This is a genomic window from Streptomyces sp. NBC_00536, from assembly GCF_036346295.1.
Taxonomy (GTDB): Bacteria; Actinomycetota; Actinomycetes; order Streptomycetales; family Streptomycetaceae; genus Streptomyces.
Map to the genome: position 1 here is coordinate 7106665 of NZ_CP107819.1, position 24279 is coordinate 7130943.

Annotated in this window: 23 protein-coding genes, 1 tRNA gene and 1 riboswitch; of the genes, 21 read left to right on the plus strand and 3 right to left on the minus strand. The window is 72.4% G+C overall.

The genetic code is table 11. The features are described from left to right. The first annotated feature begins 3 nt into the window (after nt 1–3). The 11 genes from OHS33_RS30400 to OHS33_RS30450 all read left to right on the plus strand — a co-directional run bounded on the left by OHS33_RS30400 (nt 4) and on the right by OHS33_RS30450 (nt 13023). Complete coding sequence (locus OHS33_RS30400; RefSeq protein WP_443065479.1) at nt 4–849, plus strand: glycosyltransferase family 2 protein; 846 nt, start codon at nt 4–6, stop codon at nt 847–849. Between the two features lie 146 nt (nt 850–995). Further along, nucleotides 996–1925: an ABC transporter permease gene (locus OHS33_RS30405; RefSeq protein WP_330333609.1), complete on the plus strand. Its 930-nt coding sequence runs from the start codon at nt 996–998 to the stop codon at nt 1923–1925. Next, nucleotides 1918–2706: an ABC transporter ATP-binding protein gene (locus OHS33_RS30410; RefSeq protein WP_330333610.1), complete on the plus strand. Its 789-nt coding sequence runs from the start codon at nt 1918–1920 to the stop codon at nt 2704–2706. The genes OHS33_RS30405 and OHS33_RS30410 overlap by 8 nt, the downstream gene beginning before the upstream one ends. Before the next feature lie 438 nt (nt 2707–3144). Further along, complete coding sequence (gene hpnC, locus OHS33_RS30415) at nt 3145–4074, plus strand: squalene synthase HpnC (RefSeq protein WP_330333611.1); 930 nt, start codon at nt 3145–3147, stop codon at nt 4072–4074. Then, nucleotides 4071–5039 (plus strand): presqualene diphosphate synthase HpnD, encoded by a 969-nt coding sequence (hpnD, locus tag OHS33_RS30420; RefSeq protein ID WP_330333612.1) that lies wholly within the window; start codon nt 4071–4073, stop codon nt 5037–5039. Before hpnC ends, hpnD begins: the two co-directional genes overlap by 4 nt. Before the next feature lie 91 nt (nt 5040–5130). Next, nucleotides 5131–6504, plus strand: a complete 1374-nt coding sequence (hpnE, locus tag OHS33_RS30425; RefSeq protein ID WP_330333613.1) for a hydroxysqualene dehydroxylase HpnE — start codon at nt 5131–5133, stop codon at nt 6502–6504. Further along, nucleotides 6501–7673 (plus strand): polyprenyl synthetase family protein, encoded by a 1173-nt coding sequence (locus OHS33_RS30430; RefSeq protein ID WP_330333614.1) that lies wholly within the window; start codon nt 6501–6503, stop codon nt 7671–7673. Before hpnE ends, OHS33_RS30430 begins: the two co-directional genes overlap by 4 nt. Before the next feature lie 121 nt (nt 7674–7794). Then, a complete protein-coding gene (gene shc, locus OHS33_RS30435; RefSeq protein ID WP_330333615.1) occupies nt 7795–9900 on the plus strand; it encodes a squalene--hopene cyclase in 2106 nt (701 codons plus the stop codon). Next, complete coding sequence (locus tag OHS33_RS30440) at nt 9897–10583, plus strand: phosphorylase family protein (RefSeq protein ID WP_330333616.1); 687 nt, start codon at nt 9897–9899, stop codon at nt 10581–10583. Before shc ends, OHS33_RS30440 begins: the two co-directional genes overlap by 4 nt. A 5-nt stretch (nt 10584–10588) precedes the next feature. Next, a complete protein-coding gene (gene hpnH / locus OHS33_RS30445; protein ID WP_330333617.1) occupies nt 10589–11620 on the plus strand; it encodes an adenosyl-hopene transferase HpnH in 1032 nt (343 codons plus the stop codon). Next, nucleotides 11617–13023, plus strand: a complete 1407-nt coding sequence (locus tag OHS33_RS30450) for an aspartate aminotransferase family protein (protein ID WP_330333618.1) — start codon at nt 11617–11619, stop codon at nt 13021–13023. Before hpnH ends, OHS33_RS30450 begins: the two co-directional genes overlap by 4 nt. Before the next feature lie 18 nt (nt 13024–13041). Here the strand turns inward: OHS33_RS30450 and OHS33_RS30455 are convergent, their stop codons facing one another. Continuing rightward, on the minus strand, nt 13042–13848 hold the full coding sequence (locus tag OHS33_RS30455; protein WP_330333619.1) for a tyrosine-protein phosphatase: 807 nt from the start codon (nt 13846–13848) through the stop codon (nt 13042–13044). Between the two features lie 331 nt (nt 13849–14179). Beyond that, nucleotides 14180–14360, plus strand: a riboswitch (cyclic di-AMP (ydaO/yuaA leader). Nucleotides 14361–14362: 2 nt separating this feature from the next. Between OHS33_RS30455 and OHS33_RS30460 the strand changes: the two genes are divergently transcribed. The 9 genes from OHS33_RS30460 (at nt 14363) to OHS33_RS30500 (ending at nt 22397) form a co-directional block, all read left to right on the plus strand. Continuing rightward, nucleotides 14363–15349: a M23 family metallopeptidase gene (locus OHS33_RS30460; protein WP_330333620.1), complete on the plus strand. Its 987-nt coding sequence runs from the start codon at nt 14363–14365 to the stop codon at nt 15347–15349. Between the two features lie 199 nt (nt 15350–15548). Beyond that, nucleotides 15549–16412 (plus strand): SGNH/GDSL hydrolase family protein, encoded by an 864-nt coding sequence (locus tag OHS33_RS30465; RefSeq protein WP_330333621.1) that lies wholly within the window; start codon nt 15549–15551, stop codon nt 16410–16412. A gap of 137 nt (nt 16413–16549) precedes the next feature. Continuing rightward, nucleotides 16550–17830: an MBL fold metallo-hydrolase gene (locus OHS33_RS30470; protein ID WP_330333622.1), complete on the plus strand. Its 1281-nt coding sequence runs from the start codon at nt 16550–16552 to the stop codon at nt 17828–17830. A gap of 227 nt (nt 17831–18057) precedes the next feature. Continuing rightward, nucleotides 18058–19818, plus strand: a complete 1761-nt coding sequence (locus OHS33_RS30475; RefSeq protein ID WP_330333623.1) for a sensor histidine kinase — start codon at nt 18058–18060, stop codon at nt 19816–19818. 68 nt (nt 19819–19886) lie between these two features. After that, the gene (locus OHS33_RS30480; protein ID WP_330333624.1) at nt 19887–20318 is read left to right on the plus strand and encodes a roadblock/LC7 domain-containing protein; all 432 of its coding nucleotides are present in this window, start codon (nt 19887–19889) and stop codon (nt 20316–20318) included. Continuing rightward, entirely contained in the window at nt 20315–20758 is a 444-nt protein-coding gene (locus OHS33_RS30485; protein ID WP_330333625.1) for a DUF742 domain-containing protein, read from the plus strand. The genes OHS33_RS30480 and OHS33_RS30485 overlap by 4 nt, the downstream gene beginning before the upstream one ends. Further along, on the plus strand, nt 20736–21362 hold the full coding sequence (locus OHS33_RS30490; RefSeq protein WP_330333626.1) for a GTP-binding protein: 627 nt from the start codon (nt 20736–20738) through the stop codon (nt 21360–21362). The genes OHS33_RS30485 and OHS33_RS30490 overlap by 23 nt, the downstream gene beginning before the upstream one ends. Further along, nucleotides 21359–21955 carry a GAF domain-containing protein gene (locus OHS33_RS30495; protein WP_330333627.1) on the plus strand — a complete coding sequence of 199 codons (597 nt, stop codon included), beginning with the start codon at nt 21359–21361 and terminating at the stop codon, nt 21953–21955. Before OHS33_RS30490 ends, OHS33_RS30495 begins: the two co-directional genes overlap by 4 nt. Before the next feature lie 73 nt (nt 21956–22028). Then, nucleotides 22029–22397 carry an MmcQ/YjbR family DNA-binding protein gene (locus OHS33_RS30500; RefSeq protein ID WP_330333628.1) on the plus strand — a complete coding sequence of 123 codons (369 nt, stop codon included), beginning with the start codon at nt 22029–22031 and terminating at the stop codon, nt 22395–22397. On the opposite strand, the gene OHS33_RS30505 is transcribed toward OHS33_RS30500, so the two are convergent. Both OHS33_RS30505 and OHS33_RS30510 read right to left on the minus strand, forming a co-directional pair. After that, complete coding sequence (locus OHS33_RS30505) at nt 22394–23314, minus strand: transketolase family protein (protein ID WP_330333629.1); 921 nt, start codon at nt 23312–23314, stop codon at nt 22394–22396. The two genes, OHS33_RS30500 and OHS33_RS30505, sit on opposite strands and share 4 nt — an antisense overlap. A 7-nt stretch (nt 23315–23321) precedes the next feature. Further along, nucleotides 23322–24023 carry a transketolase gene (locus OHS33_RS30510; protein ID WP_330333630.1) on the minus strand — a complete coding sequence of 234 codons (702 nt, stop codon included), beginning with the start codon at nt 24021–24023 and terminating at the stop codon, nt 23322–23324. A 156-nt stretch (nt 24024–24179) separates the two neighbouring features. On the opposite strand from OHS33_RS30510, the gene OHS33_RS30515 reads away from it, so the two are divergent. Then, nucleotides 24180–24253 (plus strand) — tRNA-Pro (locus OHS33_RS30515). Nucleotides 24254–24279 lie beyond the last annotated feature (26 nt).

Here is a 24279-nt window from a genome sequence, read left to right on the forward strand (position 1 = left end):
ACCATGGGCAACCGGCCCGACGAGCTGAAGGCGCTCATCGACTCGGTGGCCCGGCAGGACGGCGACCCCGTCGAGGTCGTCGTCGTCGGCCAGGGGGTCGAGGTCACCGGGCTCCCCGCGGGGGTCCGTACCGTCGCCCTGCCGGAGAACCTGGGCATCCCCGGCGGCCGCAACGTCGGCATCGAGGCCTTCGGCCCCGACGGCCGCGACGTGGACGTGCTGCTCTTCCTCGACGACGACGGGCTGCTGGAGCGCACCGACACCGCGCAGCTGTGCCGCCAGGCCTTCGCCGAGGACCCGGAACTCGGGATCGTCAGCTTCCGGATCGCCGATCCGGAGAGCGGCGAGACCCAGCGCCGGCACGTGCCCCGGCTGCGCGCCTCCGACCCGATGCGGTCCTCCCGCGTGACCACCTTCCTCGGCGGCGCGAACGCCGTACGGACGACGGTGTTCGAGCAGGTCGGAGGGCTGCCCGCGGAGTTCTTCTACGCGCACGAGGAGACCGACCTGGCCTGGCGCGCGCTCGACGCGGGCTGGATGATCGACTACCGCGCGGACATGGTGCTGCTGCACCCGAAGACCGCCCCGTCCCGGCACGCGGTGTACCACCGGATGGTGGCCCGCAACCGGGTGTGGCTGGCCCGGCGCAATCTGCCCGCCCCGCTCGTTCCCGTCTATGTGGGCGTCTGGCTGCTGCTGACGCTGGCCCGCCGCCCCTCGGCGAGCGCGCTGAAGGCCTGGTTCGGCGGGTTCAAGGAGGGCTGGGTCACCCCGTGCGGACCCCGCCGCCCCATGAAGTGGCGGACCGTGTGGCGCCTGACCAGGCTCGGCCGGCCACCCGTCATCTGACGCCGCCGCGCACCCGTCGTCCGACACCGCCACCAACCCGTCATCTGACGACAACGCCGGATCTGGGAGCATGGGTGCCATCCCCGGCACTCGGCGCCCCGGCCCGACGCCCCCCTGCCGCATCTTGAAGACGAAAGTTTCAACTTGTGAGTGACACAACCCACGACGGCGCCCTCGCCACGAGCAGGCCGCCGTCAGCCGACGAAGGTCTCACGGCCGCGGAGCTGGCCAAGAAGTACGGCCTGTCCGTGAGCGGTGCCCGGCCCGGGCTCGGCGAGTACGTCCGGCAGCTCTGGGGACGTCGCCACTTCATCATGGCCTTCTCCCAGGCCAAGCTGATGGCCCAGTACAGCCAGGCCAAGCTCGGCCAGATCTGGCAGGTGGCGACCCCGCTGCTGAACGCCGCGGTCTACCTGCTGATCTTCGGCGTGATCCTCGGCGCCTCCAAGGGCATGACCCTGAAGGAGTACATCCCCTTCCTGGTCATCGGGATCTTCGTCTTCACCTTCACCCAGAGCTCGGTGATGGCCGGTGTCCGGGCGATCTCCGGCAACCTCGGCCTGGTGCGCGCCCTGCACTTCCCGCGCGCCTCGCTGCCGATCTCGTTCTCGCTCCAGCAGCTCCAGCAGCTGCTGTACTCGATGATCGTGGTCGTCGTGATCACCATCGGGTTCGGCAACTACCCCCGGCTGTCGTGGCTGCTGGTGGTGCCCGCGCTGGTGCTCCAGTTCGTCTTCAACACCGGACTGGCACTGGTCTTCGCGCGGATGGGCTCCAAGACCCCCGACCTCGCGCAGCTCATGCCGTTCCTGCTGCGCACGTGGATGTACACGTCCGGCGTGATGTTCTCCATCGAGACGTTCCTCAAGAGCAAGCCGCACTGGATCTCGGACGTCCTGCAGTGGAACCCGGCGGCCATCTACATGGACCTGATCCGGTACGCCATGATCGACAACTACACCGCCGCCAAGCTGCCGCCGCACGTGTGGGCCTTCGCCATCGGCTGGGCGGTCGTCGTCGGCGGTCTCGGTTTCGTGTACTTCTGGAAGTCCGAGGAGCGTTACGGCCGTGGCTGACACCACCGTGGGGCAGGTCCCCACCGTCATCGCGGACGACGTGCACATCGTCTACCGCGTCAACACCGGCGGCGGGGGCAAGGGCAGCGCCACCGCGGCGCTGAGCAAGATAATCCGCCGCCGCAAGAACAAGGGCGACACGCCCGGGGTCCGCAAGGTGCACGCCGTGCGCGGCGTCTCCTTCACCGCGTACCGCGGCGAGGCCATCGGCCTGATCGGCTCCAACGGCTCGGGCAAGTCCACCCTGCTGCGGGCCATCGCCGGGCTGCTGCCCTGCGAGTCCGGCAAGGTCTACACCGACGGACAGCCCTCGCTGCTCGGCGTGAACGCCGCGCTGATGAACGACCTGACCGGCGAGCGCAACGTGATGCTCGGCGGCCTCGCGATGGGCATGTCGCGCGAGGAGATCAAGGAGCGTTACGAGGGGATCGTGGACTTCTCCGGCATCAACGAAAAGGGCGACTTCATCTCCCTTCCGATGCGGACCTACTCCTCCGGTATGGCGGCCCGGCTGCGTTTCTCCATCGCCGCGGCCAAGGACCACGATGTCCTGATGATCGACGAGGCGCTCGCCACCGGTGACCGGAAGTTCCAGATCCGCTCCGAGGAGCGCATCCGGGAACTGCGCAAGGAGGCCGGCACGGTCTTCCTGGTCAGCCACAGCAACAAGTCGATCCGCGACACCTGCGACCGGGTCCTGTGGCTGGAGCGCGGCGAACTCCTCATGGACGGACCGACCGAAGAAGTCGTCTCCGCCTACGAGAAGGAAAGCGGGCGCTAGCCCCGATCCGACGGGCGACACGCCGAAGGCCTCCGCCGTACCGCGTCTGCTGTGCGGCGGGGGCCTTCGGCGTGTCGGCGGTGTATCGAGGCGGGCTCGGGCCGGGCTCGGGGCGCCCTCGTAATGCCCGTGCGGGACGGGGCGCGGCGTGGTGATATTTCACCGGCTGGGCATCTCGTGTGACATCTCGTAATGGGGCGAATACCCGATAGGCCCCGGCGCCGTTGTACAACGTAAGCTGGACCGGTCCTGAATCGCGGTATGCGGGCCGGATTCCCCGCAGGTGAACGGCCCGGCACACCCCGGGTAAAGTCCGGCGGCGTGTCCGAAATAGGATGTATTGGGTCGGCAGTGTAGAACGGGAGATGTGACGGCAATGGCTACGGGAATTCTCCGGCCCCCAGGCGTTTCCGCCGTCCCCGCCCCGGGCGGCGGGCGGTGAGCCGGGGGCAGCACATCCGCCCCCGGGCCGACGCCGACCCCGCGCGCGCCACCCTCCGGAAGGCCGCCGCGGAGAACTTCCCCGTCGCCCCCGCCTTCCTGCCCCGCGCCTGGCGCGACGGCCTGACCGCGGTCTACGGGTACGCCCGCCTGGTGGACGACATCGGCGACGGCGACCTCGCCCCCGGCGGCCGCGACGCCGAACTCCTGGGCCTCGACGCCGGGCAGAGCGACGACCGGACCGCCATGCTCGACGCCTTCGAAGCCGACCTGCGCCGGGTCTTCGCTGCCGCGGGCGGGGGCCCGCGCCACCCCCTGCTCCAGGCCCTGCGTCCCGTCGTACGCGCCCACGCGCTCACCCCCGAGCCCTTCCTCGGCCTCATCGAGGCCAACCGGCAGGACCAGCGGGTGTCCCGCTACGAGACCTACGACGACCTGCTCGCCTACTGCGAACTCTCCGCCAACCCGGTCGGCCGACTCGTGCTCTCCCTCACCGGGACCAGCACCCCCGAACGCGTGCGCCACTCCGACGCGATCTGCACCGCCCTGCAGATCGCCGAACACCTCCAGGACGTCACCGAGGACCTCGGCCGCGACCGGATCTACCTCCCGGCCCAGGACATGCGCCGGTTCCACGTCGCGGAGGCCGACCTGCGCGCCCCCGTCGCGAACGCCTCCGTCCGTTCCCTGATCGCGTTCGAATCCGAACGCGCCCGCCACCTCCTGAATGAAGGCACCCCCCTGGTGGGTAGCGTGCACGGCAGACTCCGGGTGCTGCTCGCGGGATTCGTGGGAGGCGGGCGCGCCGCCCTGAACGCCGTGGCCGCCGCCGGATTCGACGTGGCACCCGGCCCGCCCAAGCCCACCAAGAGCGGCCTGATCCGCGAGGTGGCCGCCGTCCTGCGCACAGCGCCGAGAAAGAGGTGAGCCCGAACGTGGAGGGCCCCACGCACGCGTCCGCACCATCCGCCCCGTCGGCACCGGTACTCGCCGCCTACGGCTACTGCGAGGCCGTCACCGGCTCCCAGGCGCGCAACTTCGCGTACGGCATCAGGCTGCTGCCCACCGACAAGCGGCAGGCGATGTCGGCGCTGTACGCCTTCTCCCGCCGCGTCGACGACATCGGCGACGGGACACTCCCGCCCGAGGCCAAGTTCGCCCGGCTGGAGGAGACCCGCGCCCTGCTCGCCCGGGTCATCGAAGGCGCCGTCGACGAGGACGACACCGACCCGGTCGCCGTCGCCCTCGCCCACGCCGCCCGCCGCTTCCCCATCCCCCTCGGCGGACTCGACGAACTCATCGACGGCGTCCTGATGGACGTCCGCGGCGAGAGCTACGAGACCTGGGACGACCTCAAGGTCTACTGCCGGTGTGTCGCGGGCGCCATCGGCCGGCTCTCCCTCGGCGTGTTCGGCACCACCCCCGGCGCGCCCGACTCCGCGCGCGCGGGCGAGTACGCCGACACCCTCGGCCTCGCCCTGCAACTCACCAACATCCTCCGGGACGTTCGCGAGGACGCGGGCAACGGGCGCACCTACCTGCCCGCCGAGGACCTCGCCAAGTTCGGCTGCTCCGACGGCTTCCACAGCGACCGGGCCCCCGCCGGAGCCGACTTCGCCGGCCTCGTCCACCACGAAGTGCGCCGCGCCCGCGCCCTGTTCGTCGAGGGCTACCGGCTGCTGCCCATGCTCGACCGGCGCAGCGGCGCCTGCGTGGCGGCCATGGCCGGGATCTACCGGCGCCTCCTCGACCGGATCGAGCGCGAGCCCGAAGCGGTGCTCCGCGGCCGCGTCTCGCTGCCGACCCACGAGAAGGCGTACGTCGCCGTGCGCGGCCTCTCGGGCCTCGACGCGCGGACCATCTCGCGCCAGAGCACCCGGAGGCGGCCCTGATGGGAACCGGTACGCCCCGTAGCGGCGACCTGGCATCCGGCGCAACCCCTAGCCGCGACCCCGCGTCTAGCGGGGCGACGAAGGAGGATCAGTGACCGCAGACCGAGCGGTGGTCATCGGCGGCGGCCTCGCCGGAGTGAGCGCCGCGCTGCAGCTCGCCGACGCCGGAACGCGCGTGACCCTGCTGGAGGGCCGCCCCCGGCTCGGCGGGCTCGCCTTCTCCTTCAAGCGCGGCGACCTCGACGTCGACAACGGCCAGCACGTCTACCTGCGCTGCTGCACCGCCTACCGGTGGTTCCTCGACCGGATCGACGGCGCGCACCTCGCCCCGCTCCAGGACCGGCTCGACGTACCCGTCCTCGACGTCGCGCACCCCGGCGGACCCCGGCTCGGACGGCTGCGCCGCAGCGCCCTGCCCGTCCCCCTGCACCTCGCCGGATCGCTGGCCCGCTACCCGCACCTCTCCCTCGCCGAACGTGCGAGCGTCGGGCGCGCCGCCCTCGCGCTGCGCCGCCTGGACCCGGCCGACCCGGCCCTCGACGGGCTGGACTTCGCGACCTGGCTCGGCCGCTACGGCCAGTCCCCGCGCACCATCGAAGCGCTGTGGGACCTCGTCGGCATCGCCACCCTGAACGCCACCGCCGAGCAGTCCTCCCTCGGGCTGGCCGCCATGGTCTTCAAGACCGGGCTGCTCTCCGAGAACGGCGCCGCCGACATCGGCTGGGCCCGGGTCCCGCTCGGCGAACTCCACGACACCCTCGCCCGCAAGGCCCTCGACGCGGCCGGCGTGCACACCGAACTGCGCACCCGGGTCACCGACATCACCCGCACCCCCGAGGGCGGCTGGAGCGTCGGCACCGAGGACCGGAGCATCGACGCGGACACCGTCGTCCTCGCCGTCCCGCAGCGCGAAGCCCACGGCCTGCTGCCCCCCGGCGCCCTGGAAGACGCCGACAAGCTCCTCGACATCGGCACCGCGCCCATCCTCAACGTCCACGTCGTCTACGACCGCAAGGTGCTCAAGCAGCCGTTCTTCGCGGCCCTCGGCTCCCCGGTCCAGTGGGTCTTCGACCGGACCGACAGCTCCGGCCTGGCCGACGGCGGCCAGTACCTGGCCCTGTCCCAGTCCGTCGCCCACGACGACATCGACGAACCCGTCTCGGTGCTGCGCGCGAAGTACCTGCCCGAACTGGAGCGGCTGCTGCCCGCCGCCCGCGGCGCCAAGGTCCGCGACTTCTTCGTCACCCGGGAGCGGACGGCCACGTTCGCCCCCACGCCCGGCGTCGGCCGGCTGCGACCGGCGGCCCGGACCGACGCGCCCGGGCTGTACCTGGCCGGCGCGTGGACCGCCACCGGCTGGCCCGCCACCATGGAGAGCGCCGTCCGGAGCGGACTGAGCGCGGCCCACGCCGCACTCGACGCCCTCGGCCGCCCCCGCGAACACCCGCTGCAGGAGGCGGCATGACGATCACCAGCACGACCGGTACCGCACGTACAGGAACCAGAGGAGAGCCAGTGAACCCGGGGAACCCGGCTGTCGGGAGCGCCGAGCAGGCCGAGGGCGCGGCGAGCGCCGCGGGCGCGGCCCGTGACGGCGCGGAGAAGACGGACACCGTCGCGCTCCTGGAGCGCGGCCGCACCCTGTCGACTCCCGTCCTGCGCGCGGCCGTCGAGCGGCTCGCACCGCCCATGGACACCGTCGCCGCCTACCACTTCGGCTGGATCGACGCCCAGGGCAACCCGGCGGACGGCGACGGCGGCAAGGCCGTGCGCCCCGCGCTCGCGCTGCTCTCCGCCGAGGCGGCGGGCGCCGCGGCCGAGGTCGGCATCCCCGGCGCGGTCGCCGTCGAGCTGGTGCACAACTTCTCGCTGCTGCACGACGACCTGATGGACGGCGACGAGCAGCGCCGCCACCGCGACACGGTGTGGAAGGTGCACGGCCCCGCGCTGGCGATCCTCGTCGGCGACGCGCTGTTCGCCCTCGCCAACGAGGTCCTGCTGGAACTGGGCACCGTGGACGCCGGGCGCGCCGCGCTCCGGCTGACCACCGCCAGCCGCAAGCTGATCGACGGTCAGGCCCAGGACATCTCCTACGAGCACCGCGAGCGCGTCAGCGTCGAGGAATGCCTGGAGATGGAGGGCAACAAGACCGGCGCGCTGCTCGCCTGCGCGGTCTCCATCGGCGCGGTGCTCGGCGGCGCCGACGACCGTACGGCCGACAAGCTGGAGGAGTACGGCTACCACCTCGGCCTCGCCTTCCAGGCCGTTGACGACCTGCTCGGCATCTGGGGCGACCCCGAGGCCACCGGCAAGCAGACCTGGAGCGACCTGCGCCAGCGCAAGAAGTCCCTGCCCGTGGTCGCCGCGCTCGCCGCGGGCGGCCCGGCCTCCCTTGAACTGGCGCAGCTCCTCGCCGCGGACGCCAAGAGCAACGACTTCGAGAACTTCTCGGAGGAGGAGTTCGCGGCCCGCGCCGCGCTCATCGAGGCGGCGGGCGGCCGGCAGTGGACCGCCGACGAGGCGCGCCGCCAGCACGTGATCGCCGTCAAGGCGCTCGACGACGTGGACATGCCCCAGCGGGTGCGCGACCAGCTCGTCGCCCTCGCCGACTTCGTCGTCGTGCGCAAGAGGTGATCGCCACCCGTACGCGGATATGACGCGCAAGTCGCCGGCCGGCGCCGCTTCCCACGGGAGCGCGCACCGGCCGACGGCGGACCCCAGCACAGCAGAGGACACTGCCACGTAAGGGGAAGCCATGACAGCGACGACCGACGGCGGTGCCGGGGACTGCGGCACCGACTCGGGCAGCGACACCGCACCACCGGTCCGCCCGGAGCGGACCGGGCCACCCGGGCCACCCGGGCCACCGGGCCACCGGGCCGCGGCGCGGACCACCGACGTCCGCGTCGAGGAGGCCACCGACGCGCGCGTCAAGGAGGCCACCGACGCGCGCGTCAAGGAGGCCACGGACGCGCGCGTCCGGGAGGCCGCCGACCGGGCCACCCGCGATCTGCTGGACCGCCAGGACCCCGAGGGCTGGTGGAAGGGCGACCTGGAGACGAACGTCACCATGGACGCCGAGGACCTGCTCCTGCGGCAGTTCCTCGGCGTGCAGGACGAGGCCACCACCCGGGCCGCCGGCCTGTTCATCCGCGGCGAGCAGGGCCCCGACGGCACGTGGGCCACCTTCCACGGCGGCCCGCCCGACCTCTCCGCCACCATCGAGGCGTACGTCGCCCTGCGCCTGGCCGGTGACGGCCCGGACGCGGCGCACATGGCCCGCGCCTCGGCCTGGATCCGGGCCCACGGCGGGATCGCCGCCGCCCGCGTGTTCACCCGGATCTGGCTGGCCCTGTTCGGCTGGTGGAGCTGGGACCACCTGCCCGAACTCCCGCCCGAGCTGGTGTTCCTGCCCAAGTGGGTGCCGCTCAACATCTACGACTTCGGCTGCTGGGCCCGCCAGACCATCGTGCCGCTGACGATCGTCTCCGCCCAGCGGCCGGTCCGCCCGGCGCCCTTCGCCCTCGACGAACTGCACACCGACGCGCGGGACCCGTACCCCGTCCGCCACCTGGCCCGCCTCGCCAGCTGGGACGGCGCGTTCCAGCGCATGGACAAGGCCCTGCACCTCTACCGCAGGCTCGCCCCGCGCCGCCTGCGCAAGGCCGCCATGGACGCGGCCGCCCGCTGGATCATCGAACGCCAGGAGAACGACGGCTGCTGGGGCGGCATCCAGCCGCCCGCCGTGTACTCCGTCATCGCGCTGCACCTGCTCGGCTACGACCTGCGCCATCCGGTGATGCGCGCCGGGCTGGAGTCCCTCGACCGGTTCGCGGTGTGGCGCGAGGACGGCGCGCGGATGATCGAGGCCTGCCAGTCCCCGGTCTGGGACACCTGTCTCGCCGCGATCGCGCTCGCCGACGCGGGCCTGGCACCCGATCACCCGGCCCTGGTCAAGGCCGCGGACTGGATGCTCGGCGAGGAGATCGTCCGCAGCGGCGACTGGGCCGTGAAACGGCCCGGACTCGCCCCCGGAGGCTGGGCGTTCGAGTTCCACAACGACAACTACCCGGACATCGACGACACCGCCGAGGTCGTGCTCGCGCTGCGCCGGATCCGCCACCCCGACCCGGCCCGGCTGGAGGCGGCCGTGGCCCGCGGGGTGTCCTGGAACCTCGGCATGCAGTCCCGCAACGGGGCCTGGGGGGCCTTCGACGCCGACAACACGAGTGTGCTGCCGAACCGGCTGCCGTTCTGCGACTTCGGCGAGGTCATCGACCCGCCCTCCGCCGATGTCACCGCCCACGTCGTGGAGATGCTCGCCGTCGAGGGCAAGGCCGCGGACCCCCGCACCCGGCGCGGCATCGCCTGGCTGCTCGCCGAACAGGAGCCCGGCGGAGCCTGGTTCGGCCGCTGGGGCACCAACTACGTCTACGGCACCGGCTCGGTGGTGCCCGCGCTCACCGCCGCCGGGATGCCGCTGGGTCATCCCGCGATCCGGCGCGCGGTGGCCTGGCTGGAGACCGTACAGAACGAGGACGGCGGCTGGGGCGAGGACCAGCGCTCCTACCAGGACCCGTCGTGGGCCGGGCGGGGCGCCTCCACCGCCTCGCAGACCGCGTGGGCGCTGATGGCCCTGCTCTCAGCCGGCGAGCGCGAGACCGGGGCCGTACGGCGCGGGATCGCCTACCTGGTGGAGACCCAGCGGGCCGACGGCACCTGGGACGAGCCCTACTTCACCGGCACCGGCTTCCCCTGGGACTTCTCCATCAACTACCACCTCTACCGGCAGGTGTTCCCGCTCACCGCCCTCGGCCGCTACCTGTACGGCGAACCCTTCGCGGAGAGGAATTCCCGATGACAGGGCGGCCGGCGCGGCCCGGAGCCGGGGCCGCGGAACCCGGACCGGCCGCCCCCCTCCTCATCGCCTGCGCCCTGCGCATCGAAGAGCTGGCCCTGCGCAGCCGCCGCGACCGCGGCGCGCCCGAGGAGCACGCGGTCCTGCGCACCGGCATGGGCCCGCGCGCCGCCGAGCGGGCCGTGGCCCGCGCGCTGGCCGCACCCCGGATGAGCGGGGCGGCCGTACTCGCCACCGGGTTCTGCGCCGGGCTCGTCCCGGGCATGCACCCCGGCGACCTCGTGGTCGCCGAGGAGACCAGGGACCCGCGCGGCGCCGTCGGCTGCCTCGCCGCCGGGCCCCTCGCCGAGGCGCTGGCCCGGGCGGCACCCGGCCGGACCGTCCACACCGGCCCCCTGATCGGCTCCGACCACGTCGTCCGCGGCCAGGAGCGCGCCCATTTGCGCGCCACCGGCGCCATCGCGGTCGACATGGAATCGGCGGCCACCCTCTGGACCGCCGCGCACACGGGGGACCACGCCGGGCTCCGCCCGGTTGCGGCCGTCCGGGTGATCGTGGACGCTCCGGAGCATGAGCTCGTCCGTATCGGCACCGTACGCGGTGGAATATCGGCTTTCCGCGTATTGCGTGCGGTACTGCCCGCATTTTATGAATGGCACCGTTCTTCGCTGCTCCCCAGGAGGTGAGCCAGATGGCCATGCCGTTGCGACAGTCCATCAGGGTCGGGACGTATCTCATCGAACAGAAGCTCCGCAAGCGTGAGAAGTTCCCGCTCATCGTCGAGCTGGAACCGCTCTACGCCTGCAACCTGGCCTGCGAGGGGTGCGGGAAGATCCAGCACCCGGCCGGGGTGCTCAAGCAGCGCATGCCGGTGGCCCAGGCGGTCGGCGCCGTACTGGAGTCCGGCGCGCCCATGGTGTCCATCGCGGGCGGCGAGCCCCTGATGCACCCGCAGATCCACGAGATCGTGCGGCAGTTGGTGGCGAAGCGGAAGTACGTGTTCCTGTGCACCAACGCGATGCTGCTCCGCAAGAAGATGGCGAAGTTCACCCCGTCGCCCTACTTCGCCTTCGCCGTCCACATCGACGGCCTGCGCGAACGGCACGACGAATCCGTCGCGAAGGAAGGCGTCTTCGACGAGGCCGTCGCGGCCATCAAGGAAGCGAAGAAGCGCGGGTTCCGGGTGACCACGAACTCCACCTTCTTCAACACCGACACCCCGCAGACCATCATCGAGGTGCTCAACTACCTCAATGACGACCTCCAGGTCGACGAGATGATGATCTCGCCCGCCTATGCCTACGAAAAGGCCCCCGACCAGGAACACTTCCTGGGCGTCGAACAGACCCGGGAACTCTTCCGCAAGGCATTCTCGGGCGGAAACCGGCGCCGCTGGCGGCTGAACCACTCCCCGCTCTTCCTGGACTTCCTGGAAGGCAAGGCCGATTTCCCCTGCACCGCCTGGGCCATTCCCAACTACTCGCTCTTCGGCTGGCAGCGCCCCTGCTATCTGATGAGCGACGGGTACGTGCCGACGTACCGGGAACTGATCGAGGAGACCGACTGGAGCAAGTACGGCCGCGGAAAGGACCCGCGCTGCGCGAATTGCATGGCGCACTGCGGGTACGAACCCACCGCCGTCCTCGCCACCATGGGCTCGCTCAAGGAATCCCTGCGGGCGGCCCGGGAGACGGTGGGGGGCAACTGGGAGAAGCGGGTATGACGGCCGCCGCGGGGGGCCCGGGCAAGGAGTTCGACCTGGGCTCCCTGCTGGCCGAGCGGGGTGGCGAGCGGTACGAACTGCACGCCCGCCACCTCAACCACCAGCTGCCCCGGATGCTCCACACCATCGGCTTCGACAAGGTCTACGAGCGGGCCGAGGGCGCCCACTTCTGGGACGCGGAGGGCAACGACCACCTCGACATGCTCGCGGGCTTCGGCGTCATGGGCCTGGGCCGTCACCACCCCGTCGTCCGGCGGGCCCTGCACGACGTGCTCGACGCGCAGCTCGCCGACCTCACCCGCTTCGACTGCCAGCCGCTGCCCGGGCTGCTGGCGGAGAAACTGCTCTCGTACAGCCCGCACCTGGACCGGGTCTTCTTCGGCAACAGCGGCACCGAGGCCGTGGAGACCGCGCTCAAGTTCGCCCGATACGCCACGGGCCGGCCCAGGATCCTCTACTGCGACCACGCGTTCCACGGGCTCACCACCGGCTCCCTGTCGGTGAACGGGGAAGCGGGCTTCCGGGACGGGTTCGCGCCCCTGCTGCCCGACACGAAGATCGCGCTCGGGGATCTGGCGGCCCTGGAACGCGAGCTGAAGCGCGGTGACGTGGCCGCCTTCGTCGTGGAGCCCATCCAGGGCAAGGGGGTGCAGGAAGCCCCGCCCGGGTTCCTGCGCGCCGCGCAGGAGCTGCTGCACCGTCACAAGGCGCTGCTCATCGCGGACGAGGTGCAGACCGGCCTCGGCCGGACCGGGGAGTTCTACGCATACCAGCACGAGCCCGGGGTGGAACCGGACCTGGTGTGCGTGGCCAAGGCGCTGTCGGGCGGCTACGTGCCGGTCGGGGCGACCCTGGGCAAGGACTGGATCTTCAAGAAGGTGTACTCGTCCATGGACCGGGTGCTCGTGCACTCGGCCAGTTTCGGCTCCAACGCGCAGGCGATGGCGGCCGGGCTCGCGGTGCTCTCCGTCATGGAGAACGAGTCGGTGGTGGCCAACGCCCGCGCCATGGGCGACCTGCTGCGCGGCCGGCTCGCGGCGATGGTGGACGAGTACGAGCTGCTGCACGAGGTGCGCGGCCGGGGGCTGATGATCGGCATCGAATTCGGCCGCCCGTCCTCGCTCGGCCTGCGCAGCCGGTGGACCATGCTCCAGGCGGCCCGCAAGGGGCTCTTCGCGCAGATGGTCGTCGTGCCGCTGCTCCAGAAGCACCGGATCCTGACCCAGGTCTCCGGTGACCACCTGGAGGTGATCAAGCTCATTCCGCCGCTGATCGTGGACGAGGCGGACGTGGACCGCTTCGTGGGCGCCTTCCGGGAGGTCATGGACGACGCCCACGGTGGCGGCGGGCTGATGTGGGACTTCGGCAGGACCCTGGTCAAGCAGGCCGTCGCGAACCGCTGACGGCCACATCCGGTCCGGTCAGTCCAGGAGGCGGTCGCGCAGCCGGACGAGGGTCTCGGGCGTGAGCCCGAGGCCCTCGGCGAGGTAGCGGTCGGTGCTGCCCCAGATCTCCTCAAGGGTGTCGAAGGCCGCGTGCAGGTACTCGGCGCGGGCGTCGAAGAGCGGGGCGAGCAGCTCCATCACCTCGGGGGAGCGGGCCTCCTCCGACTCGCTGCTGCGGCGCACCTTGTAGCGGCGGTGCGGAGCGTTCGACTCCAGGTAGTCCGCCACGATCGCCTCGCGCTCGACGCCGAGCGCGAGCAGGGTGACGGCGATAGAGAGCCCGGCCCGGTCCTTCCCGGCCGCGCAGTGCATCAGGACCGGGACCTCGTCCCGGACGAGCGCCTGGACGACCTGGCGGTGCTCCGCGGTGCGGGTCGTGACGATCTCCCGGTAGGAGTCGGACATCCGGCGGGCGGCCTTGCCGTCACCGAGCACCTGGCGCAGCTGGTCGAGGTGGCCGTCACGGACCATCCGCCAGAACTCCTTGCCGTCCGCCGGGTCGGAGAGCGGGAGGTTGACGTTGCGGACGCCGGGCAGTTCGACGTCCGGGCCTTCGAGGGCGTGGTCGGCGGAGTTGCGGAAGTCGAAGATGGTGTGGAGTCCGAGCGAGGCGAGGAATTCCGTATCGGTATCGGTGGCATGTGCCAGATGTCCGCTTCGGAAGACCTGTCCCGTTCTGACCCTCCGTCCGTCCGTGGCCGGGAGCCCGCCCACGTCACGGAAGTTGCGCACTCCGGTCAGCTCCGGCTCCGTGGGCGGGGCCTGGGGTATCTGCTGGGTCACGAGGACTCCTCCGTATCGTCGCGCGCGTCTGCGGCATGTCCGGATTGCACTGGTTGAGCGCAACTTGCCATAAGGGGCGGGGAGATCGGGCCGGTCCCCGTGAGCCAGATCATACGGTGACCGTGAGTGTGTGATCGCGAAAGCCGAATTGCCTTGCGGGGGCGGCTGTTGCCGATTGCGATTCGACGGAGGGTGACCGGAATTCCGTTGATCCCTCACCCGGCCGTTTCTCTTGGGGAATTCGTGGCTTGTTCCACGGGGGCCGGACGGAATACCTTCGCGTCGACCCGGATGGACCGCCTAATCCTGCCACCATCCGACACCGCACCCGACGATCCACGCGCCCGGCAGGAGCGGGGGAACCAGGTAAGCCGCCGTCCCGGATCCGATCTCCTCGGTCTTCTCGACGAGATCTTCCTCCGGGCGGCTCGGGGTGAAGCCGTACGCAAAACGGCCGGACATCTCCAGTCCGAACCCGACAGCTCACCTCGCAGGCGACGGAGAGGAATTCGCCATGCCCGCAAAGGGAAAGCATCGCCGCCCGAAGTCCGCCTCGATCACCCGCGGATTCGTCGTCGCGGGCACCGGAAGCGCGGCGCTCGCGCTGCCGCTGATGGGAGCCGCGGGCGCGCACGCCGCCACCGGCACGACGGCCACCACGGCCGTCGCCCTCCCGGCCCAGGTTCGCCCGGCGCAGGTCCCGGTGGCGCTCCGGGCCCCGGCCGCCGCCCCGCAGGCCTCCACGGTGTACACCGTGGTTCCCGGCGACTACCTCTCGAAGATCGCGGCCGAGCGGCACCTGAGCGGTGGCTGGCAGCGGGTCTACGAGGACAACCACGAGGCGGTCGGCTCCGATCCGTCGCTGATCCACCCGGGCCTGAAGCTGACCCTGGGCGCGCGGGCGCAGGAGCAGACCCCGGCCCCGGCTCCGGCCGAGCAGTCCGCCGAGGAGCCGACTCCGGCCGACTCCGGCCCGGCCGACTCGGGTGCGGAGGACTCCGGTACGGGCGACTCTGGTACGGCGGACGCTGGTACGGGCAGCACGGGCAGCACGGGCAGCCAGGCCACCGGATCCGGCACCGGCACCGCCTCGGCCGCCGGGTTCGTCGCCCCGGTCTCCGCCTCCATCACCACCCCGTACCGCCAGAGCGGCAGCATGTGGTCCAGCGGCTACCACACCGGCGTCGACTTCGCCGTGGGCACCGGCACCACCGTCCACGCGGTCGGCGCGGGCACCGTGGTCTCCGCGGGCTGGGGCGGCGCGTACGGCAACGAGGTCGTCATACGGCACGCGGACGGCCGCTACTCGCAGTACGGCCACATGTCCCAGCTCTCGGTCTCGGTCGGCCAGAGTGTCTCCGCGGGCCAGGCCATCGGCCTCTCCGGCGCCACGGGCAACGTGACCGGCCCGCACCTGCACTTCGAGATCCGCACGGGTCCCGGCTACGGCACGGACATCGACCCGCTGGGCTACCTCCGCTCGAAGGGCGTGAACGTCTGACGGCGCCCGCCGCCAGGGCGAGGGGGGCCGGGGCCCTAGGGGGGACCCGGCCCCCTTTCATGCCCCCGTTCACCTCGCCCCTTCAGGGACCTGACGCACTCCTCACTTATTCCTTACCGACCGGGTGGTATAGATCACGGTCCGTCAAGGCCTGGCTACGGTGGCGTAGGTCACGCCCTGGGGTGAAGGATGTCTTCTCGTGGCAGCGACGACAGCGATGACGACGAAGACGACGGCAAAGACGACAGCACAGACGACGGCGCAGGCGACGGCGCAGGCGACGGCACTGAAGACGGCTCTCCAGGGCATCGGCTCGTACGCGGCGATCGGGGACAGCTTCACCGAGGGTGTGGGGGATCCGGGGCCGGGGGACATTTTCGTGGGCTGGGCCGACCGGCTCGCCGTGCTCCTGGCGGACCAGCGCGAGGAGCACGACTTCCGGTACGCCAACCTCGCCGTGCGGGGCAAGCTCCTGGACCAGATCGTGGCGGAGCAGGTGCCGCGGGCCAAGGAGCTGGCACCCGACCTGGTCACCTTCTGCGCCGGGGGCAATGACATCATCCGGCCCGGGAGCGACCCCGACGACGTGGCGGAGCGGTTCGAGGCCGCCCTCGCCGACCTCGTCGGGTCGGTCGGGCAGGTGATGATCACCACCGGTTTCGACACCCGCGGGGTGCCGGTGCTCAAGCACATCCGGGGCAAGGTGGCGACGTACTCGGCGCACGTGCGGTCCATCGCCGACCGCTACGGATGCCCGGTGCTCGACCTCTGGTCGCTGAAGTCCGTACAGGACAGGCGGGCGTGGGACGACGACCGGCTGCACCTCTCGCCCGAGGGGCACACCCGGGTCGCGCTGCGCGCCGCCCAGGTGCTGGGGCTGGAGGTGCCCGCGGACCCGGACCAGCCGTGGCCCCCGCAGCAGCCGCGCGGCTCGGCGGAGGTCACCCGGGACAACATCCAGTGGGCGCGGGAGTACCTCGTCCCGTGGATCGGCAGGCGACTGCGCGGGGAGTCCTCCGGTGACCACATGGAGGCGAAGCGTCCGGACCTGCTGCCGCTGTAGCGGGGGCGGTCGCGGGGGGACCTGAACGCCGGGGCGCGAACGCCGGGGGCGGGAAGCGGAATCCTTCGGGGGCGGTGCGCGTTGGGATGGTGGTAGAACGTACGACCAGCCCTGCTCACTTCCTCCCTGGAGGCGCCTTGACCGGCTCCGGCCCCGGCTCCCGTCCCTTGCGTCCTCGGCTGCGAGCCCTGCGGCCCGAAGCCTTCGGCGCGGATCCGTCCGGCGCGCGGCTGGAGCGGATCCTGCGCTCGCCGAACTTCGCCGACGGCGTCTTCCAGAACCCGGTCGGGGCCAGGACCAGGCCCTCCGGATCGATGCTGGAGTTCGCCAAGATCTATTTCCACAAGGAGCAGCGGGTCCGGCGCAATCCCGGCGCGCCGGTCCCGGTGCACCCGACCACCCTGGCCGATCTGGCGAAGCCGCCGGTCAGCGGCCTGCGGCTGACCTGGATGGGACACTCCACCGTCCTCGCGGAGATCGACGGGCGCCGGGTGCTGTTCGACCCGGTGTGGGGAGAGCGGTGCTCTCCCTTCCCCTTCGCCGGCCCCAAGCGGCTGCACCCGGTGCCGGTGCCGCTGGCCGCTCTCGGTCCGGTCGACGTCGTGGTGATCTCGCACGACCACTACGACCACCTCGACCTGCCGACGATCAAGGCCCTGGCCGGTACGGACACGGTCTTCGCGGTCCCGCTCGGCGTCGGCGCGCACCTGGAGCACTGGGGTGTCAGAGCCGACCGGCTGCGCGAACTGGACTGGAACGAGACCACCAAGGTCGCCGGACTGTCGCTGACCGCGACCCCGGCCCGGCACTTCTGCGGGCGCGGCCTGCGCAACCAGCAGTACACGCTGTGGGCGTCCTGGGTCATCACGGGCGACGAGCACCGGATCTTCCACAGCGGAGACACGGGGTACTTCCCCGGCTTCAAGGAGATCGGCGCCGAGCACGGCCCCTTCGACGCGACGATGATCCAGATCGGCGCCTATTCGGAGTACTGGCCGGACATCCACATGACCCCCGAAGAGGGCATGACCGCGCACCTCGACCTCCAGGGCGGCGCCCCGCACGGCACGATGCTGCCGATCCACTGGGGCACCTTCAACCTGGCCCCGCACCCGTGGGACGAGCCGGGCGAGGGCACCCTCTCGGCCGCCGGGCGGGCGGGCGCCGCGATCGCGCTGCCCGTGCCGGGCCGACCCTTCGAGCCGGGAGCCGAGGACGCCCCGGCCGAGCCGTGGTGGCGCCCGTTCGTGTCGGGCCCGGCCCCGGCTCCGGCCGCTGCGTCGGCCGCGCCCGGGTCCGTGTCCGGGTCCGCGTCCGTGTCCGGGTCCGGGTCCGGGTCCGGGTCCGCCGCGCGGCCTTCGGCCCGCCCGGCGCCCGCGTCGGACGCGCACGAGGAGCCGGAGGCCGTGGGCAGCTGACCGGTTGGCGCGGCGGGGGCTCGTACGGTGGCGGGGGCGCTGAGGAGGCGCCCGAAGGGGTATTCGGGCTGTCGTGCGAGCGCTCCTTCCGGAGCGGGACGCACCCCGGTGAAGTTCCCCAACTGGCCGCCTGAGCGACGAGGGCGCGGTCTAGCGTGGGTACCCGGTGATCAACGCCGGGTCCCGGCACCGCGGGGGCCCGGCCCCCGTACGTACCGAGGACGCCGATGTCCGGACTCCGTGCCGCCCGCCCCCGCCACTCCCCGTCGAGACACGCCGTCACCGGTCCGGGCCGGCAGATACGGCCCCAGCTGATCCGCGCCGCCGTACTCCCCACCCTCGCCGCCGGGCTCAGCGGCGCCGCCGCGGTGATCTTCACCCTGCAACTCGGCGGCGGCGCGGGCGCGCGCGACGCGCGGCTGTGGCCGGTGCTCACCGGCTGCGCCCTGCTCGTCGTCGGCGCGCTCGCCGCGGCCCTGCTGGGGGCCCAGCGCGCGGGCAAGGCCGTACGGGACCGCTGCGAGGCGCTGCGCCGGTCCAGCGTGCGCGGCCGCCATGAACTGGGGACGGTCGCGGACCGCCTGGAACGCGGCGAGAACCCGCCCCGCCCGCCGCGCGGCTCCGGTGGCGCGCCGGGGGCCTCCGGGAGCGGCGCCGGTCAGGAACAGGTCGACGAATTCTGGCTGCTCTCCCAGGAGTTGCGCGGCGCGCGGGAACAGGCGCACACGACCCTGGTGCGGCTGGCCGGGCCCGGCACCCCCTCCGACAGCGACCGGAAGGTCGAGGTCTTCGTCAACCTCGCCCGCCGCCTCCAGTCGCTGGTGCACCGCGAGATCGCGCTGCTCGACGAGCTGGAGGACACGGTCGAGGACCCGGACCTGCTCAAGGAGCTGTTCCACGTCGACCACCTCGCGACCCGGATCCGGCGCCACGCGGAGAACCTCGCGGTGCTCGGCGGCGCCTCCTCCCGGCGGCAGTGGACCCGCCCCATCGACCTGAGCGAGGTGCTGCGCTCCGCGGTGGCGGAGGTCGAGCAGTACACCCGGGTCAAGGTGGTGCCCCCGGCGGGCGGCACCGTGCGCGGGCACGCCGTCGCCGACGTGGTGCACCTGCTGGCCGAACTCGTCGAGAACGCCACGGTGTTCTCCGCCCCGGACACCGATGTCGTGGTGCGCGCCGAGCGGGTCACGGCCGGGATCGCGGTCGAGGTCGAGGACCGCGGCCTCGGCATGCCGGCCGAGGAACAGCACCGGATGAACGCCCTGCTCGGCGACCCCGACCAGATCAACGTCCGGCGGCTGCTGGCGGACGGGCGGATCGGCCTGTTCGTGGTCTCGTCCCTGGCCCGCAGGCACGGGATCGCCGTCGAGCTGAAGTCCAACATCTACGGCGGGGTGCTCGCCGTACTGGTGCTGCCGCAGGAGCTGTTGGGTGCCGGGGCGGCGAGCGCGGCCGACGCGGCGGGCGGTTCGCGGGCGACCTCGTGGGGGACCGGCGAGGCGCATTCCGTGCCGCCGCTGGAGCCCGTACGGACCGTGGTGGCGCCCCAGCTCCCCGACGCGTGGTCCGGGCCGGGGGACGGTTCGGGGGACGGCTCGGGGGACGGGCCGGATCCGGCCGTCCCGGCGTGGGCGACCGCGCCGACCGCCGCGCCGGTGGGGGAGGCCGCTCCCGCTTCTGAGCCGGGGCCGGAGCCGGAGGCGACGCCGAGGGAGCGTCGGCGGCCGGTACCGGTGCTGATCACCACGGCGTTGCCCCCGGCCTCGGGTGGCGCCGCCGTGGTGCCCGCCGCGCGGGGCGAGGGCGGCCGTCCGCCGCTGCCCCGGCGCCGGGCCCAGGAGCACCTCGCGCCACAGCTGCGCGAGGCGCCCGTACCGCGCCGCGCGGACGGCCACGGACCTGACGGCGAACCGCCCCTGCACGACCCGGGTCTGATGGCCGCCTTCCAACGGGGCTTCGGTCTCGCCCAGTTGGAGACCCCGTCATGACGACGCCATGACGACGCCATGACGACGCCAGGAACCACATCCGCGTACCGCACCGAGGAGAACCTCCGATGACAGCCGAAGTGGCCACCAAGATCACTCAACTCTCCGACCTGGACTGGCTGTTGGGCGGTCTGGTGCAGCGTGTGCCCTACACCCGCAGTGCCGTGCTGCTCACCTCGGACGGTCTCGTCACCTGCGTGCACGGCCTCGACGCCGACGCCGCCGACCACATGGCCGCGCTCGCGTCCGGCCTCTACTCGCTCGGCCGCAGCGCCGGATCGCGGTTCGCGGACGGGGCCGAGGTCCGCCAGGTCGTCGTCGAGCTGGACTCGGCGCTCGTCTTCGTCTCGGCGGCCGGATCGGGCACCTGCCTGGCCGTCCTCGCCGACCGGGAGGCGGACGCCGGCGTGCTCGGCTACGAGATGGCGATGCTGGTCAAGAGCGTACGTCCGTACCTGGCGGCCCCGCCCCGGCGCCCGGCCGTCGCCCCGGAGCGATGAGGAGGCGTGCCACGGGGGCGCGCGCGGCCGGTCCGTACCCGGTGGGGGCCGTCCGGGACACGCCCTGGCTCGACGACACCGCAGGCCGGGTGATGCGCCCGTACACCGCGAGCGGCGGCCGGACCCGCCCGGTCATGACGCTCGACCTGCTGTCCCTGGTGAGCGCCACCGGGGTACGGCCGTGCGCGCCGCTCGGCCCGGACCACAGCCTCGCGCTGCGGCTGTGCGCGGGCGCGGCGGCCGTCACCGTCGCCGAGGTGGCCGGGCAGCTGCAGCTGCCCGCCGTGGTCACCAAGGTGCTGCTGTCCGACCTCATGGAGTACGGGGCCGTCACGGCCCGGTCGCCCCGCTTCCCCGGCACGCCCGGGGTCCCGGGGGCGGCGGCCGACGACCAGTGTCTGCTGAGGGCGGTGCTCGATGGCCTACGTCGCAGGCTGTGACGGCGGGGCTCCGGCGCGGGGACCGTCCGGGCAGGGCTCGCCGGTCACCCTGAAGATCCTGGTCGCGGGCGGTTTCGGGGCCGGCAAGACCACCTTCGTGGGCGCGGTGAGCGAGATCGAGCCGCTGAGCACGGAGGAGCTGCTGAGCGGGATCGGCGAGAGCACCGACCCGCTGGACGGGGTCGAGGCGAAGACGACGACGACCGTCGCGCTGGACTTCGGGCGGATCACGCTGGACGACCGGCGGGTGCTCTACCTCTTCGGCACGCCCGGTCAGCATCGCTTCTGGTTCCTCTGGGAGGAGCTGTGCGCGGGCGCGCTGGGGGCCGTGGTCCTCGCCGACACCCGGCGGCTCGCCGACTGTTTCGCGGCCGTCGACTTCTTCGAGCGGCGCGGGATCGGCTTCATCGTCGCCGTCAACGAGTTCGACGGCGGCCACCGCTACACGACCAGTGAGATCCGCGAGGCGGTGGGCCTCGCGCCGGAGGTGCCCGTCGTGCGGTGCGACGCGCGGCTCACCGGTTCCGGCACGGGAACGCTGGCCGTCCTCGTCCACCATCTGCTGTCCAGGGCCGCGTCTTCTGAGTCGGGGGAACCGCCATGAGCCACATGACCACTTACACGACCTCTTCGATGACCCCTTCCACGACCTTTTACGAATCGACCGGACACCTGTTGCTCACCCCCGTGGACCGGGAGGCGCCAGCCCGGGTCCTGCGGCTGCGCGAACTGGGCCTGGGGGAGCGGGTGGACGCGGAACTCGACGCCTTCGCGCGACGGATCGCGACGACGCTCGGAGCGCCGTACGCGGGGGTCAACTTCATCGGTGAGGAACGGCAGTTCTTCGCCGGACTGCACCACGGAGGCGACGCCCCGGCGAGCGGTTATCCGGCGCGGGTGCTCGCCCGCGACCAGGGGTACTGCCCGCACGTGGTGGTCCGGCGGCGGGCGCTGGTCCTGGAGGACGTACGGGACTTCGCGCGCTTCGCGGGCAACGCGGTGGTCGACGGCAGCGGGATCCGCTCCTACCTGGGAGCCCCGCTGACCGACCGGCGGGGGGTGGTGCTCGGGACGGTGTGCGCGGTGGACGTGGTGCCGCGCCGGTGGGGGACCGAGGGACTGGCCACGGTCAAAGCGCTGGCGGCGGAGCTGGTGTCCGTCTTCCACGCGCGCGAGGACGGCCTGCGGGCGGGCTGAAGCGCCAGAGGTGATTGTCAGTGGTGGGTCCTACCGTCGGAGGGAGGAGACCGAGCCGAGAGGAGCCGTGGGGATGGCCGGGACCATGACCGCGGACGACGTCCGCACGATCGCGCTGTCGCTCCCCGACAGCAGCGAGAAGACCGCCTGGGGCATGCCGACCTTCCGGGTGGGCGGCAAGATGTTCGCCGCGCTCGCGGACGACGACTCCTCCTTCGGGGTGAAGTGCCCGAAGGAGGAGCGCGCCGAACTGATCGCCGCCGAACCCGCCAAGTTCTTCATACGTGAGGGGCACGACGACAACTACGCCTGGCTGCGGGTCCGGCTCGCGGCCCTGGACGGGGCCGCCGAGCTGCGCGCGATCCTGGTGGACTCCTGGCTCCAGGCGGCCCCGAAGCGGCTCGCCCAGGCGCACCCCGAGGTCGGGGGAGGCGTGGTCTAGCCCTGTGGGTTCGGGTGGAGGAAGGCGGTGATCCGCTCGCGCAGCCCCCGCGGGTCCAGGCCGTGGGCGGCGGTGTGTTCGTCGATCGTGCCGAACCGCCGCAGCTCCGCCTTGCCCACGCCCAGGCCCAGGACCCGGTGCGGGACCTCGACCAGGGCGGCGGCGGCCGCGCCCGACGACGTACCGGCGAGATAGGGCTCGACCAGGACCACCTCGGCCGATCCGACGGCGGCGCGCAGGGCCGCGTCGTCGAAGGGCCGGACGGTCGTCGCGTAGAGCACGGTCACGTCCATCCCCTCGGTCGCCGCCAGGACGTTGTCCAGCAGCGGCCCCACGGCCACCACCACCCCCGCGCGCCCCTCGCGCACGGTCAGGAAGCGGGCTCCGTCGACGGGCCGCGGGGCGGCGTTGGACTGCTGGGAGAGCCGGACGTACACCTTGTCGTCCCCGGCGGCGTACGCGTGGCGCAGCAGCGCCTCGGCCTCGTCTGGGTGTCCGGGGACATGGACGGTCCAGCCGTCCAGGGTGTCGAGCAGCGCGACGTCGCCCGGCGCCATGTGCGTGAACCCGCCCGCGGGCCAGTCGTACGAAGCGCTCGCGCTGACCAGGACCCCGCCCGTGCCCTGGTGCCCGAAATCCAGCTTGATCTGCTCGAACGGCCGCTCGACGAGGAAGCTTGCGAAGGTGTGCACCACCGGTCGCAGCCCGGTCAGCGCCAGCCCGCCGCCGACGCCCACGAGCAGCTGCTCCCGGATGCCGACATTGATCACCCGGTCCGGGTGCCGCGACCGGGCGGGGCGGAACCCGTCCATGGTGATCTCGGCGAGCACCACGGCCAGCCGGGGATCCTCGTCGAGCTGCCGCGTGGTGAAGGAGACGAAGCGCTCCCGCATCGAATTGCCGGCCACGATGTCCATGGATTCCTCAGCCCTTCGTCTCGACGCGGGCGACCACGGCGTGCGGCCGCCCGGGATGGGGTGCGGTGAAGGCGGCGTACAGCGCCTCGTGGTCCCGGCCGTCCACGCTGACCGCCGACCACCCGGCCGCCTCGAACCGGGACGCGATGCCGCCCGGCCAGCCGTGGGTGGCGGAATCGTTGTCGATCACCACGGTGTGCAGCCGCTCCAGCGCGGCCGGCCCGGCGTAGGCGATGGCTTCGTGATTGCTGCCTTCGTCGAGCTCGGCGTCGCCGATCAGCGTCCACACCGCGGGACCGTCCAGCCCCTGCGCCCGCAGCCCGAGCGCGCTGCCGACGGCGAGAGGCAGCCCGTGGCCGAGGGAGCCGCTGCCGATCTCCACGCCGGGGACGAGGGTGCGGTCCGGGTGGTGCCCGAGCGGGGAGGCGTACGCACCGAAGCCGGGCAGCCACTCGACGGGGAAGAACCCCTTGGCGGCGAGCACGGCGTAGTAGGCCATCGGCCCGTGCCCCTTGGACAGCAGGAACCGGTCCCGCATGTGGTCCGCTGCGCGCGCCGGGTCCACCCGGAGCACCCGGTCGTAGAGCACCCACAGCACGTCCAGCGTGGACGTGGCCGCCGGTCCGTGCTTCTCGTCCCCGGTCATGAGCCCCATGAGCCGGTCCAGATCCTCGAAGCGGAATCCCGTGTCCGCAGTCATTTGCGTCATACACCGATCGTGCAACCTCAACCGTGCTTGAGGTCAACCCCGCCCTTCCCGGCCTGCCACGCCCGGTGGCGAAAAGGTGCGCGCGACCACCTCCAGAAGTGCGGTATCGTTCTCGTGCACGAGCGATCGCGGCGAAAGTCGCAGGTCAGCGAGTAGCGGGACGTGGCGCAGCTTGGTAGCGCACTTGACTGGGGGTCAAGGGGTCGCAGGTTCAAATCCTGTCGTCCCGACTGTGCTTTATGCACGTCGGAGGCCG